Here is a 14,216-nt window from a genome sequence, read left to right as displayed (position 1 = left end):
GTGAGTGTGTTTAGGCGGTGATGAGGATGTCGCAGTGGGTTTTGCGGGCGAGCTCGATCGGTGGGGTGGACAGCAGCTGGGCCAGCAGTGGTGACCGGTGGGGGTTGGCGGTGACGATGAGGTCGGCGGCGGTGGCCGCGGCCAGGTGCAGCAGCGCGGGTAGGGCGGGTTCGTCCAGGATGTGGGTGTCGACGTCGGTGGCGCCGTGGGCGAGGGCGTGCTGGTGGGCGATGCGCAGGACGGTGTCGGCGGGGGTGCTGCCGTGCAGCGGGGAGGTCTCGGGTCCGGGCCGGTCGAGGTGGGCCTTGGGTGTGTGTTCGTCGATGCGGTGGCGAGCGCAGACGATCAGTAGCCGGGCGTGGGTGGCGTGGGCGAGTTCTGCGGCGTGCTCGACCACACGGTAGGAGCGGTCGGATCCGTCGGTGTCGACGATGATCGTGTGGTAGGCCGTCATGACGGGCGTCTTTCACGAGGAGAGGCGTGTGAGGAGGGGGGAGAGGTTCTCATGTGCGGGCGTGGCGTGCGGCCGGGGGCCAGGACGGCCAGCACGATCGCTGTGGCGGTGGTGAGGGCGGCCAGTGCGAGCGCGGCCTGGCCGCTGCCGTGCACGAACGCGGCTTGGGCGAACTCGGCCAGCGGCGCGGCTACCGGTCCTGCCTGGTCGGCGACTTGCAGGGCGGCGGCCAGGGAATCGGCGACCGGGCCGCGGGCGGGCTCGGGTAGCCGGGCCAAGGCGGGCTGGATGCGGTGGGTGTAGCCGGCGGCGAGGACGCTGCCGGCCACGGCGATCCCGATCGCGGCGCCGATCTCGCGGGCGGCGTCGTTGACCGCGGCGGCGACCCCGTGTTTGGCCTCTGGGGTGTCGGCGACGATGGCATAGGTCGCCGGGGCGGTGCACAATCCCAGGCCCGCGCTCATGATCAGCAGCGGCCACAGCAGGTCGGGATAGTTTGCGGCCAGGGTCAACCGGCTCACCAGCACCAGCCCGGCGGCGATGGTGAGCAGGCCGGTCACGGTCATCACCCGTAATCCGACCAGGCTCGACAGCCACGGCGCGATCACCGAGATCGCGACCAGCGGCACCACCATCGGTGCCAGTGCCAGCGCCGAGGCCAGCGGCCCGTAACCGAAGATCAGCTGCAGGTACTGCACCAGCAGCAGGAACACTCCGAAGGTGACCAGGAACTGGATGGTCACCGACAGCGACCCGGCACCGAAACCGCGGCGGGTGAACAACCGCACGTCCAGCAGCGGCGCCGCGCTGCGCAGTTCGACGACCACGAACGCCACCGCCGCGGCCACACCGATCCCGGCCGCGGCGGCGACGAGCGGGTCGGCCCAGCCGCGTGCGGGGACCTCGATCGCGGCGAACACGATCGCGGCGACCGCGACCGCCACCGTGCCCGCGCCGACCCAGTCCACCGGCGGATGCTCACGGTGGCGGGATTCGGCGATGGTGCACGCCAGCACCGCCAGCACCGTCCCGGCCACGGTCAACCCGACGAACACCGAGGGCCACGACCATCGTTCGAGCAGCACCCCGGCACCGAGGATCCCCAGCACCGCCCCGGATCCGGCGACCCCGGCCCATATCCCGACCGCCCGGCCGCGATGAACAGGGGCGAACCCCGCGGTCAGGATCGACAGCGTCGAGGGCATCACCAGCGCCGCGCCCGCCCCGGCCAGGGCGCGCGTCGCGATCAGCCACACCGGCTCGTCCAGCAGCAGCGGCAGCGCCGAGGCGGCGGCGAACACCACCAATCCCGCCACCAGCACCACACGTCGCCCGTAACGGTCACCGACGGCGCCGGCGGGCAGCACCAGACACGCCAGCACCAGTGTGTAGCCGTCGACGATCCAGGTCAGCTGAGCTTGGGTGGCCCCGGTCGCGACCGCGATCTGCGGCAACGCCGAATACAACGCCGCCATCGCCGCGACCACCAGCGCCACCGCCAGGCACGACACCGTCAGCATCCACCACTCGGCCCGGGTCCACCGGGCGATCTCGACAGTGTCCGTCCCAGGCGTGTCCACCGGCACCTCCCGACTTTAGAGACCGATAGTCTCTGTGCGAGACCATTCGTATCATAGGGGTCGGGGTGTGGGATAGAGTCCACTCACACCCACAGCCGCACGGCACGAATCCGGAGGAACACGCGTCCATGACCGACCCGCACCCCGCGGACGACGAGCAGGCCGATCCGCGGCTGGCACGCTCACGCAACCGGTTGCTCGACGCGGCCACCCATCTGCTGTCCACCGGCGGTGTCGAGGCGGTCACCGTCGAAGCGGTCACCCGCGTATCGAAAGTCGCGCGCGCCACCCTCTACCGGCACTTCGGCAGCACCACCCATCTGCTCGCGGCGACCTTCGAACGGCTGCTCCCCCACGTCGACGCCCTCACCGGCACCACCCCGGTACGCGAGCAGCTCCTCACGCTGCTCACCACCCAAGCCGACCTCATCGAACAGGCCCCGGTACAGATGACCACCCTGGCCTGGCTGGCCATGGGATCCATCGACGACAACCACACCGACCCGGCCGCGCTCACCTCACTACGCGCCCGCGTCATCGAGCAATACCGCCGACCGTTCGACCAGATCCTCACCAGCCCCGACGCCCGCGCCACACTCGGCGAACTCGACACCACCTTCGCCATCATCGAACTCCTCGGCCCGATCGTGTTCGCCCGCCTCACCGGACTACGCACCATCGACCACGACGACTGCGCCCGGCTCGTCGACAACTTCCTCACCGCTCACTCAACAGCCACCGCATCAACCAGCCCGACCGGCACCGGCAGGCCGTAACCACAGATCGGCCGCGCAGTCAGAACAAGGTGTCACGCACCCGCAGCGGCCGGTACCCGGTCGGGCCCAGCTGGGCCAGCTCGGCGTCGATGTCGACCTCGATCGCGCCGAAGAAATTGATGTTGGCACTGTGGGCCGGGCTGATGTGGGCCAGGACCTCGTCATCGATACGCTGCCCGGCCCGACGCATCTGATCGACAGCGAGCCCGTAATACTCCGTGGTCCAAGCGATCACAGCGTTGGTCGCCAAGGTCAGGCACCAGGCTTGCTCGGTCTGGTCCTCGAGATGGCGTGCCCGAATCATCCCCTTATGGGCATAGAGCAGGTCGCGCCGCAGCGCGTGCAGCGACTCGCCCTTGTTGAGCTGCCGCGAGATCTTGCGCCGATAGTCCGGATCGGAGAGGTACCTCGCGGCGTAGATGGTGCGCCGCAGCGCCCCGTACTCCTTGAGCGCCGCGGCCAGAGTGTTCTGCCGCCCCGACGCCGAGAGCTTGCCGACCAGCAGCGACGCGGTGGCGTGCCCGAACTTCAACGATCCGGCCAACCTGAGCAGATCGTCCCAGTGCTCGGCGATCAAACCCGAGATTCGCTTTGCGGGTCATCAGCGGGCCCGCGTGCGGGAACCGGGCCTCGGCCTGCGCGCGCGGGCCCGGCCGGTACAGGGTGATCCGGCCCAGATCCCGGATCCGCGGCGAGAGCTGCATCCCGAGCAGGTCGAACAACCCGAAGTTGACCAGGGTGACCCCGTGGGTGTCGGTGGCGTGCTCGGTGATCGGCAGATCCGCTGCATTGCCCAGGATCTCATCGAGCACGTAATGGGCTTCACGTTTGGTCGCCACGATCACCTTGGTGCCGTAGGTGGCATGCTGATCGGTGACATGGGTGTAGGTCGACAGGCCCTCGCTGGCGAAATACCGGCTCAACGGCCTGGCCGTGGTTGATTTCCCACGCGTCGGGAACCGCTGCCCATCGCTCGACGACAGCGTTCCGGCACCGAACACCGCGGTCAGCGGCAGCCGCTGATGGTAGCCGATCAACACGAGGTTGGCCGCGCGCAGGGTCTCCTCGCGCACATACCACTCATCGGTCCAGGCCAGGATGTCGTAGGTGATCCCGCACGCCTGCGCCATCCGGGTCAACCCCAGGTTCGTCGAGTGCGCCAGCAGTACCGCGATCAGATTGCGTTTGAGCTCCGGCGTCCGGGTGGCCTGGCCGCCGGCGTGGGTGAAGCAGTCCAGGTAGCCGGTGCGCTTGTCCAACTCGATCAACAAGGAAACGATCGGCGCGAACGGCAGCATCTCGGTCAGCTCGGCCTTGAGCGCGATCGCCTCGGCGGGAACATCTTCCGCGCTCAGCGGCGAGATCACCAGATCCCCGCCCTCGTCCACCCTGACCGGGCCGTCCCCGCCGGCCAGCACCGCCTCCAGCTCACCGACCGCATCGTGCAGTTCGGCGACCACGGCCGCCAGCGCGACGCCCGGATCGGCGGATCGCCCGACCAGGCGGCAGAACTCGCCGCGTTGCGGTTCCCACTGCCCAGTGGTGATCAGGTAGGCGGCCGGGTCGGCGTAGCGGCGCGAGCCGGGCACGAACACATCCCCGCTGCGCAGCCCGTCGCGCAGTCCGAGCAGTACGCACAATTCCCAGTAGTGCCGGTACGCGGTGGCGCTACCGGTCTTTCGGGCCTCGTCGAGGTAGCCGCGCCATTTCGTCGGCACGAACCCGGTCGGGGCGTCGTCGAAGACCTTGCGCCGCCCGGTCGCGTTCAGCTCGCGCAGCATGTTCACCGCGATCAGCAGCTCGGTAGCGGCGGTGCCGCCGGCGAAGCGCACCGCTTCAAGCACTGCGGGGGTGAACTGGCGCAGGTAGTTGTAGGAGGAATCCAGCGCTGCCAGATGCCCGTGATCACGCGGCAACCTGGGTTTGGCCTGGGCGATCGCCGCGCGCAGGCGCTCCCACCCGATCTTCTCGCCGCGGATCAGCGCGCCGATCTCCTCATCAGCCACCGTCGGGTCGGTGACGATTTCCAAGAGATCGTCCAGCAGCGCCTGGCGGTCCTCGCCGGTCTTGCCGCGCTCGGCCAGCTGCTGCTGCATCTTCCGTTCGGCGGCACCGAACTTCGCCGAGATCGCCTGATCGAACAACACCACGACCTCATCGAGCACATCGGTGCCCGACTGGGCCAGCACCGTGAGCAGGATCGGATACCGGCGCTGCGGATCCCGACGCTCCAGGGCTTGCGGACTCAGACGCCGGCCCATCGTGGCCAAGAACCGGCGCCGCTCGGCGGGCAGCACCGACAGATCCAGCCGATCAGCACCCAAACCCCGCAGAAACCCCAGCTTGTCGACCTCGGCGCGGACCGCAGCCGCCGACGCCTCCACCGGCCCGGTCGACAGCCACCGCAACCGCGAGATCCCCAGCGACGCGTCCGTGACCAGCAAGCCGTCCAACTCCGCACACCGCGCCGCAGTGAACTCGTGAGCGAGCCGGTCATAGGTTTCGGTCTGGGCCTGGTGCCGGGCGTGGGCGACCCGCTCCACCACGGTGACAGGGCCCGGCCGGATCACCTTCGCCGAGATCAGATACTCACACGCCAGCCGGAACAACAGAGTCGGGGAATCGTGCTCCATCGCCCGCGCGAGCAGGAACTCGTCGAGCTCCTTGAACTCCAGCGCACCGGCCGCACGCCATCCCAGGTACCGCGCGGCCAGGCGCACATGCTCGGTGCGGGTCTTGGCTCGCCTGCCATAGGCACCGATCACCACCGGGTCGACCCGCAGCTGCTCGGCGAGGCGGGCCACCGCCCCCGGTGGGGCCGTGACCAGCCGATCCGGCACGAATCCCAGCCACGGCAGCGTACACAACGCGATCGCCAAGCCCAGCCGTTCGGCCGGTCCCCTGCCGCGGCCCGGATCCACGAACGCCAGATCCGCCGACGTGAGCGTGAAGTATCGAAACAGCTCCTCGCGGCTGATCTCCGGGAATCCCCGCAGACGTTCCAACTCCTCGTCCGCGAACATCCGCGTCGCCACGAACCCCAGCCTCCACCAGCGCCGACCAACACCAACACCGGCAGCCAAGCACCAACCAGCCGACAGCGCATGCCGAACCCGAAACCCGATGCCTACCAGGCGGCTACGCCATATCCGCCTGATTTTCGGCGGATGCTACGGCTACCCCTTTAGGGGATCGATAGGTGGTAGCGCCGCCGACTCCGGTGGCCAGGGTGTCCGCATCGTGCTCCTAGGCCGCGTTTCATAAGCCTTGGCCGGATAACCACAGGTTGATTGCGGCGACGCGGACCGTGGCCAGGTAACGGACAGCGAGTTTGTCGTAGCGGGTGGCGACAGCGCGGTGCTGTTTGAGGCGGCTGATCGTGCATTCCACGGCGTGCCGGAGTTTGTAGAGACCAGGGTCGAACGCCGGCGGCCGGCCACCGGCGTTGCCCTTGGCCACACGATGCGCTGCCTGGTCCGCCTTGATCGGGATGGTTGCCTTGATCCCGCGTTTCCGCAGGTAAGCACGGTTGGCCGCCGAAGAATAGGCTTTGTCGGCCAGGACCCGATCCGGCCGCGACCGGGTACCACCGACCGAGAGCCGCGGCACCCGTATATCGCCGAGCACCGTCGTGAACTGTGGGCAATCAGCCCACTGACCAGGCGTGACCACCAGCGCCAGCGGCCGCTGCCCCTGGTCGGCGGCCAGGTGCAGCTTCGTGGTGAACCCGCCCCGCGACCGTCCCAGCCCGTGGTCAGCGGGTTCGTCGTCGAAACCACCCGCCGCCTCGACCTGGCCGGCGAAGTCGCGGCGCGCACCCGCCGCATGCTGGTGCGCGCGGGCGATCGTGGAGTCCACGCTCACCGTCCACTCGATCTCACCGCCCGCATCGGCGTGGGCTTGCAGTGCGGTCAGCACCGATTCCCACGTGCCGTCACGCTGCCAGCGGCGGAACAACCCATACACCGTCTGCCACGGCCCATACACGCTCGGAATATCACGCCACGGACTGCCGGTCCGGATCCGCCACCGGATCCCGTCGATCAACTGTCGTTTCGACCACCGCGGTGGCCGGCCCGGCTTCATACCAGCAGGTAGTAGCGGTTCCAGTTTCGCCCACTGAGCATCGGTCAGATCCGCACGGCACGTTGCCGTTACGCTGTTCACGAGGTCTCCGGTTGGTTTCCGGTTGTGCTTGGTCGTTCAACCAACTACCGGAGACCTCGCCATATCACCAACTTCTCAACCCGGACAACGGGTTCCGTCCCCACACCATCGGGCTTATGAAACGCGGCCTAGTCAGTGGTCCATCGAGATAAGGGCCACTGCGGCGAATGGGGCGCGTCGGTCCATCGGGTCGGCAGGAGAACGGCGCGAGCGAACTCCGGAGCGGAGGTGATGCTACTTGACCAGTCCTGCTTCTCTGGGTAGTTGGGGATCTGAATCTGCGATGCGATCGAGGTTCCGCTTTTTTCGAAAACCAGCCGATTGCAGTTGTAGCAGAATTCGCGATTTAGAAACTTTGCCTCAGTCGAAGATAGTTCGAACGGGGGCTTGATCTTCACATTCTTCCGGCTCAGAATTAGGAGTCGATTAGGACTGATCGGAAATACAATTATTTCAGAATTTCTTATCGAGACCGGAAACTGGCGAGTGTTTCGCTTCGTTGGAATTCCGAGTACGGGTTCATCGCAGGTCAATAGATCGCCTGTGGAGCTTGCCAGCCAGTAGTCTCGATCGTTTTCAATCAGCGGGGCGAGAACGTTCTTCCAGGCGCCGATGGCTGCATCGATTGCCTTGGGCTTGGTTTCGCTGCTGACGGCCCGCTTGGCGAGTATCTGATTCACGATAGCCTGGTGTCTCGCTTCTGAGTACTCAATGCCGTACTCGCGACATAAGATCGGAAGCAGGCCGGTAATGTTCAGAATATGGCTGGCTCCGTAACGGTTCACTGCTGCGTCGATGCCCACGTCGGTCTGTCGCCCACGCTGGGTGCGCTGGCTTTGTAGGCTGATGTATACGGCTAGGTTGGAGATTAGGTTTTTATCCTTGATCCTCCCATCGGGCTGACCGTCGAGCGCGCGAAGCCAGTTCGCGGCCCGGCCCTCTATGCGTCCCATGTGGGTCTCGAACCACATGTCTGGATTTGCGTCGGCATCGATGTCGGGTGCCGATATTTGATAGAAGTTATCCTCGACGGCTGTCGATTCTATGGGTACGCAATTTGATTCTTTGGTGTCAACGTTTGTGACCTGAATTTCCCCGCTACCGTCGGTAGTCCACCGCTTGAGATACATTCTTGGCACGTAGTGGTGTCGGAATGTGGTTTGGGCGTTTTTACGAGTCTCTTCCTTGGATTTTTCGATCTCGACGTCGGTTAGCCAACGATTGACGGTAGTCACAGTCTGCATTGTAGGTCGCGCAGCCGCGAGCGACTCAATTCGGCAGTGCGACGAACTCTGGCAGTCAATGAAGCCCAGACAGTTCAGAGAAGATCCGTCGCGATCCGAGATTCGAATCGTCGCAGGTGAGCAGTATCCGGTCGATACCGATCGACCGGGCAACGACGATACTGCGGCGGAGAATGGCGCCACCGTACCCACGCCGCCTGTACTGGGGCAGCACGGCATACCCGATGTGCCCGCCTCGTCGACGTAGGCCCTCGTTGAGGGTGTGTCTGATCGAGGTTCGACCGACTACTTGGCCGTCAACAGTTGCGAGCAGATATGTGGAGGCCACGATGCCATCCGGCAGATTGGCACCCTGCCGCTGTTCCTCCCGGGCGCGGAGATAGTCCGCCCAGCTCATATCGGGTTCAAGACCCAATGCAAACGGAAAGCTATCGCCCTCGGCCAATTCGAGATGCGCGGCGCGGACAACTTTTTCGTCCGTTTCCTGCAACGCGCACGGCGGCGGATCCGAGCACTGTGTCGTGCTCCTCAGCGACGAACATCGCCCGAGTCCGGGTCCAGCGCTTCCACTGGTCGACGCTCCAAGCCAGTGCCTGCTCGTAGGTGGTGGAGAAGGTGCCTGCGGGGCTACCAGCGAGTGCGTCGAGGCGCACTGTTCGGGCTGTCTGCCAGCCGTCGGCGGTCAGGCGGCGCACGATCATGTACAGAACGATCAGGACTCACTGCGCCAGCAGGCAATCCAATATTGCCTGCCGCGCCTCATTTGACCGTCAGCGGAGTCGGTCGGTGGCGAGGATGTCGGTGTGAATCCGCTCGATAATGGAGTCGCGGCTCCAGCTGGAGTCGATGCGGACCTCCTCAACGTAGGACAGGGGTTGCCAACCGTGATACCACTCGGCCATCTGGTCAGGAGGAATCGTTGCGGCCTGCGGCCGGCCGGCATGGCGAGCGAGAGTTTCGTCGAAGGTGAGGTCGAAGCCGTAGTGGAGTGCACAGCCGGCGGTGTCGGCGAGACGGTGCAGCATCGCCCCGTAGCGATCGGCGTCGAGGATGCCTTCCACGATCGTCACCATCCCACGGGCCAGGCACAGTGTCGCGATATGTTCGATCAGCTCGATATTCCACCCGCCGGGCTCGTCGCGCTCACGGACAATCTGCCGTCGCACTACATCCTGACCGATGACCGCGCAGTGGCCGTGCTCGAAGCGACGTTGGAGGCCGGCGGCGACGGTCGATTTGCCCGACGCGGAATTACCGCGGATGACGACCAGCGTAGTCATCGAGCGGCAGCGGGTTGGAGGACGGTGTCGAGCTTGCGGATGAAGCGTGGGAGGTGGGGATCGGTGCTCGGCAGGCCGTGGGGTCGAGGTCCCACCAGCGGCCCCCGTCGAACTCGGCGGGATCGAGGTCGTAGTGCTGGGCCCGGTCACCCCGAGCGACATGCCACAGAGAGATATCAACATGGCCAGCGGTGGGGCCGACGGTGGGAGTCACTGTCAGGAACAGGGGCTTATCCCCAACGACATCGAATCTCGGGTCGAACCCGAGTTCCTCGCGTGCTTCCCGCCGCGCCGTAGTGCATGGGTCTTCGCCGGGAGCCAGGTGCCCGCCCATCGGGAGTTCGAGACCGGATTTGCGGTGTCTACCGAGGTAGATGCCGCGCTCGGTGGGGTCGACCAAGACCACGTACGCGACCAAGTGCTGCGGTGGAGTCGCTGGTGGAACTCGGCGGAAGATGTCATTGGTTTGGGCGAGCCAGGCCAGTGTCTGCTCGATGTGTTGCTGTTCAACCTCGTCGATAGGCGTGATCGCGGCAACAAGATCAGCGATGGCTGCGGTGGCGGGCTCCATGTCGCGCGAGCATAATCACGCCCTGCGACACCTCGGAATGCCCTGCCCTTTCGGTGCTCCCCGCCTCCGGTTCACCAACCCGGGCCTGCCGGTACACCAGCCTGGACAGATGGCCGGTTGACGCGGCAGGGTGGTCATGCGCCGGGTGCGCCGGGCGCTCGCCGTTCCCTCCGGCGGGCTTCCTTTCTGGGGCGTTCGAACCCTGCCGTAGCGCTGATGTCGACGAGGCCGACGGTGTCCGGCACGGCGATTCGTGTCGTGCCGTACCAGCGCCCCCAGAGTGCGATGTTGCCGGTGTCGGCCTCGGCGAGCAGCTTCTCCACCGACCATCGCTTGTTCGAGCGGTCGATCTCGATGGCGATGCACGGCAAATGGTCGTCGCGCCAGCAGAAGACGTCCAAATGGCCGTGGTACATCCGCCGTCCGGTACGCCTGGCGATCAATGCCTCTCGCTCGAGGTCGACCGTCCAACCGTTGGCGTGCCCCCACCGGACCGTGTGTTGGGTGATCAACGCTGTCGCTTCCCGCGCGGACAGGCCGGTGACCCGGACTTCGGAGAGCCATCTTGTCAATGACGAGGCCAGCTCAGCGGTTTCTACAACGTTCCCCACTGGCTTGATCCTAGAACGCGGCGGCGATGTCCATTCCGGCACGGCCACGGCCTCGCGAGACCTGCTTCCGGAGGCAGGGAGAACCGGGTTCCGGCGAACCCGGTTCTCCCGCGTGGCTATTCTCGTAGTTCATGCCGCCCATTTGCGGTCGACCCAGGCAGCCGTCGACACCAAACTCCGGTTTGGATGAGTTTGCTTGAGCTGCAACGAATCTGGCACGTCCCTGCGCTCGAGCACAATGACGTCCTCGTGTGCGATCAGGTGAACGGGAAGCCCTCCGCGGCGGTTCTTGACGATGAAGTCGCGCTGGAAGAAGCTGCTTCGGGCGATGATGTCGTCGTCGGCGAGGCGGCCGAGGAGTGCGACGCAGCGTTCGACGGGGGTGAGTCCGGCAAGGGTGCCGCAGGTGGTGATGTGGGTGGGTAGGTCGATGAGTTCGGCGTGCTGTCGCCAGGGGCGAGCGGTGATGACGACGTGTCCGCCGGGTTTGAGGTAGTCGGCGACGCCGGTGAGGATTCTGGTGAATCCGGTCAGGAGCCGGCCGATGCCGACGTTGGCGAGGTTGCCGCGGTCGAGGACGGCTCCGTAGCGGTGGTCGTACTTGCGGACGCCTTCGCCGGGCTTGACTCGGACGTGACCGTGGGTGGAGTCGCCGTATGGGGGTGAGGTGATGACGAGGTCGACCTGGCCGCGCAGGTCGGCAGGAAGCAGAGTTGGAAGTTTTCGGGCGTCGCCTTGGTAGACGGCAGCGTCGAGGTCGATGCCGGCACCGTAGGCGAGGTCGATGTTGGTGCGGGCGAGGTCGGCCCATCGGGTTTCGTATTCGACGCCGATGGCGCGGCGGCCTCGGTGCAGGGCCTCGACGAGGGTGGTGCCGATGCCGCACATCGGGTCCAGGACCAGGTCCCCGGGGTGGGTGTATGCCTCGATGGCGTGGGCGGCGATGGCGGGCAGCATTTTCGCGGGGTGTTTGACGCTGTCGGGGTGGTAGCGGCCGGTGCGTTGAGTAGCGGGCGCGGCCTGCGCGGTCGGCCATACCGATACCGCGGCGATGTTGTTCTCCGTTTTGTGGGTTGCGGTCATCGAAAGGTGCCTCGATTCGAGATTCGGTGGTCAGGAGCTACATGCCGCCATCGTGTGCCCAGCGTCGTACGGCGGGGCCCAGTACGGCAGGGCCACTGCGGCGATCAGGGGCGCAAAAGAACGGTGATATCGGTATGCACGATGCTGTGCGTGCGGGCGTGCCCGGTGTTGTCGAGTCCGGGTGCCGCGACGGTGTCGCCCGCGATCGGGACGGCGACGATGTGCTGAAGGAACAGCAGGTCGGCGGCCTGACCGGCGGCTACTGTCCAGCCGGTCGGATCGAGCAGGACACCGTCGCGGGTGTGCGTGCAGCGGGTGAACACGACAAGCACGCCGCCGGGGTTCAACCGGGTTGCGGCGAGCGCGACGATCTCGTCGACTGCCGAAGGTGATGTGGCCTCGGGAGCGAGCAGGCTGGCCAGGACGAGGGCAACAGCTCCTTCGTGCGGTGGCCGATGTTGGTGAGCATCGGGGCGTTCGATCAGGCTGTCGCGGCCGAGGCTGTCGATCACGGCGAGCACGTCGGCAGTGTCCGGCGTCGGGAAGGGTGTGTCGGGGGCGGTTGAGGCCGGGGGCGCCAGCAGCACTTGGTCTCCGGGGCGGGAGAACTCGGTGACGGCGCGGGAGACGATCGGCGTCGGCCATTGGTCGGTGGGGTCGATCGGGTCGGTTCCGGAGGCCCAGATGGTTGAGGGAACCTCGGCCGCCGGAGCGCGGCGCGAGCCGGACGAGCCGGTGTGGCGACGGCGGCGGACTGGGGTGTGTTCGGTCATCGGCGCGGTCCTTGTCGATTCCAGTGCATGGGATGTGTGCACTGGTCAACTCCTCACGAATTCGCCGTTTTTGGACATCGAACCGTCCCGAAAACTATGCAAATCGACTGATCGATCTTCGATATCCACAGTTGTAGAGCGCCACATCTGACGCCAATTTTTCGACGGTCCACCCGAAAGCTTCTCGCGCGGTGTACAGCGCCACCGGAACGCCACCAAACGTACACAACCCCTGGTAGATAGCAGTTTCCCGGCACCGCGCTCAAGCTCCCGTACCGGTTCCGTGTGGTCGAATCCGGCTGATCGGTGATCGGCCGGAGGTCATCTCGAGGTCGTTTGGAGGTTATTCGGAGGCTTTTTGGTGGCGGCCGTTCTGTGTCCTTGCCGAGTCGGATTTATCAACGCTTCGAGCAAGGGGAATGGCAATGAATGCGAATTACAGTATTTCTGCGGAGAGGCCGGATCATGCGGAAGCTTCGCCGCTGGCGGTCGTGCGGTCGGCGCTCGACCGGATAGCCGATCACCCGCTACCTGTCGTGAGGAATCAGGTATCGGGACTCGGCAGGCAGGTCGATACCTGGGGCCAGTTGCGGCAGGTGCTGTCGGACCCGGCGCTGCCGATCGAGACCGTGGATGCGGTCTGGGTGTGGCTGATCGGCCGGTCTCGAACCCACGGTTCGGATGCAGCCTTGGCGTGTGCCGGGATGGCGGCACCGATGTTGGCGGGGATGGCCAGCGTGTTCGGACCTCGCCGGCGCGAGGACCGCGCTGACATCGAGGCCGATCTGTTGGCCGAGTTCTTCGCCGAATTGCCGCGCATAGATGTCGAGCGCCCGTTTCTGTGGTTCCGACTGCGGTGGGCGCTGTTCCGTGGTGGCCGGGCTTGGGTGCGGCGGGAGGCCGCTGCCCCCGTGCCCGGTGCGGATGTCGGCACTGGAGCCGACATCGACACCAGAGCGGACGAACCGGTGCAGGTGATGTGGGCCCCGGCGGGGCATCCCGAACAGATTCTCGCCGAGGCGGTCGCGGAGAACGTGATTACCGCCGAGGTCGCCGAGTTGATCGCCGCCACCCGGCTGGAGGGGCGGTCGGTGACCTCTCTGGCAAGCGATTCGACGGGGTTGTCGCACTGGGCGTTGCGCAAGACCCGCCAGCGAGGCGAACACGATCTCCTCGACTGGCTGGTCGCGCGCACGGCAGCCACCGATCCGGCACGCACCAGCACCGTCGAGCACCGCGCCCTGCAACTCCTGTCCTGTTCGGCCGACGACCAGGGCTCAGAAGTGGCCGCGCAGCGACAGCGACTCACCGAGCGGGACCTGGAAGTGCTGCGGCTGCTCGATGCTGAGCAGGGTCTGAGTGCCGACCAGGTCGCCGACCTGTTGTTCCCCAGCGTCGACACCGCACGGAAAAGGCTGACGGCGCTGACCCGTCGCGGGGTGCTCACCCGTTGCCGTCGTACCCGCCCCGGTGTGGGGCGTCGTGGTGTGCCGCCGTGGCAGTACGCCCTCAGCCCGCTCGGCTCGGCGATCCTCGCTGTCGGCCTGCACAACACCACACGGCACGGCGAGATCACTGGCGAGCACGCACCGCGGCGGTCGGGTTCAACAGGTACTCCCGCGGCGGAGACCGCCTTCACCACCTCGCAGCCGACTACCCGCGCTGGCCGATCTGGCG

12 protein-coding genes and 1 pseudogene are annotated in these 14,216 nt (G+C 66.2%); 2 read left to right on the top strand and 11 right to left on the bottom strand.

The window, feature by feature from the left end:
- Positions 1-10 precede the first annotated feature (10 nt).
- Complete coding sequence (locus ON27_RS35830) at positions 11-454, bottom strand: universal stress protein (protein WP_043737890.1); 444 nt, start codon at positions 452-454, stop codon at positions 11-13.
- On the bottom strand, positions 451-1,974 hold the full coding sequence (locus tag ON27_RS35825) for an MFS transporter (RefSeq protein WP_210747209.1): 1,524 nt from the start codon (positions 1,972-1,974) through the stop codon (positions 451-453). The genes ON27_RS35830 and ON27_RS35825 overlap by 4 nt, the downstream gene beginning before the upstream one ends.
- A 188-nt stretch (positions 1,975-2,162) precedes the next feature.
- Here ON27_RS35825 and ON27_RS35820 point away from each other — a divergent pair, with 188 nt between their 5' ends.
- Entirely contained in the window at positions 2,163-2,810 is a 648-nt protein-coding gene (locus ON27_RS35820; protein WP_043737888.1) for a TetR/AcrR family transcriptional regulator, read from the top strand.
- Positions 2,811-2,829: 19 nt separating this feature from the next.
- Here the strand turns inward: ON27_RS35820 and ON27_RS35815 are convergent.
- From ON27_RS35815 to ON27_RS35785, 9 genes and pseudogenes are all read right to left on the bottom strand, one after another.
- Positions 2,830-5,845, bottom strand: a pseudogene (locus tag ON27_RS35815) (Tn3 family transposase).
- Between the two features lie 223 nt (positions 5,846-6,068).
- Positions 6,069-6,977 carry an IS5 family transposase gene (locus ON27_RS35810; protein WP_043737886.1) on the bottom strand — a complete coding sequence of 303 codons (909 nt, stop codon included), beginning with the start codon at positions 6,975-6,977 and terminating at the stop codon, positions 6,069-6,071.
- 128 nt (positions 6,978-7,105) lie between these two features.
- Positions 7,106-8,212 (bottom strand): DUF4238 domain-containing protein, encoded by a 1,107-nt coding sequence (locus ON27_RS42170; RefSeq protein ID WP_157227746.1) that lies wholly within the window; start codon positions 8,210-8,212, stop codon positions 7,106-7,108.
- 64 nt (positions 8,213-8,276) lie between these two features.
- Positions 8,277-8,711 carry a GNAT family N-acetyltransferase gene (locus ON27_RS42165; protein WP_068049986.1) on the bottom strand — a complete coding sequence of 145 codons (435 nt, stop codon included), beginning with the start codon at positions 8,709-8,711 and terminating at the stop codon, positions 8,277-8,279.
- Between the two features lie 280 nt (positions 8,712-8,991).
- Positions 8,992-9,501 (bottom strand): AAA family ATPase, encoded by a 510-nt coding sequence (locus tag ON27_RS35805; RefSeq protein ID WP_043737884.1) that lies wholly within the window; start codon positions 9,499-9,501, stop codon positions 8,992-8,994.
- Positions 9,473-10,072, bottom strand: coding sequence for an NUDIX domain-containing protein (locus ON27_RS46050; protein ID WP_082393302.1), 600 nt, complete (start codon positions 10,070-10,072; stop codon positions 9,473-9,475). The genes ON27_RS35805 and ON27_RS46050 overlap by 29 nt, the downstream gene beginning before the upstream one ends.
- Positions 10,073-10,206: 134 nt before the next feature.
- Complete coding sequence (locus ON27_RS40510; RefSeq protein WP_156371217.1) at positions 10,207-10,683, bottom strand: hypothetical protein; 477 nt, start codon at positions 10,681-10,683, stop codon at positions 10,207-10,209.
- Positions 10,684-10,812: 129 nt separating this feature from the next.
- Positions 10,813-11,766, bottom strand: coding sequence for a TRM11 family SAM-dependent methyltransferase (locus ON27_RS35790; protein ID WP_082393303.1), 954 nt, complete (start codon positions 11,764-11,766; stop codon positions 10,813-10,815).
- A gap of 104 nt (positions 11,767-11,870) precedes the next feature.
- Entirely contained in the window at positions 11,871-12,539 is a 669-nt protein-coding gene (locus ON27_RS35785) for a hypothetical protein (RefSeq protein WP_043737879.1), read from the bottom strand.
- 536 nt (positions 12,540-13,075) lie between these two features.
- Between ON27_RS35785 and ON27_RS40505 the strand changes: the two genes are divergently transcribed.
- On the top strand, positions 13,076-14,216 hold a 1,141-nt coding region (locus ON27_RS40505), incomplete at its 3' end, for a replication-relaxation family protein (RefSeq protein ID WP_169334574.1).

The sequence above is a fragment of the Nocardia asiatica NBRC 100129 genome, from assembly GCF_000308415.1.
In the GTDB taxonomy this organism is placed as follows: domain Bacteria; phylum Actinomycetota; class Actinomycetes; order Mycobacteriales; family Mycobacteriaceae; genus Nocardia; species Nocardia asiatica.
The sequence above is the reverse complement of the archived record's forward strand: the minus strand, read 5'-3'. Positions and strand labels throughout refer to the sequence as shown.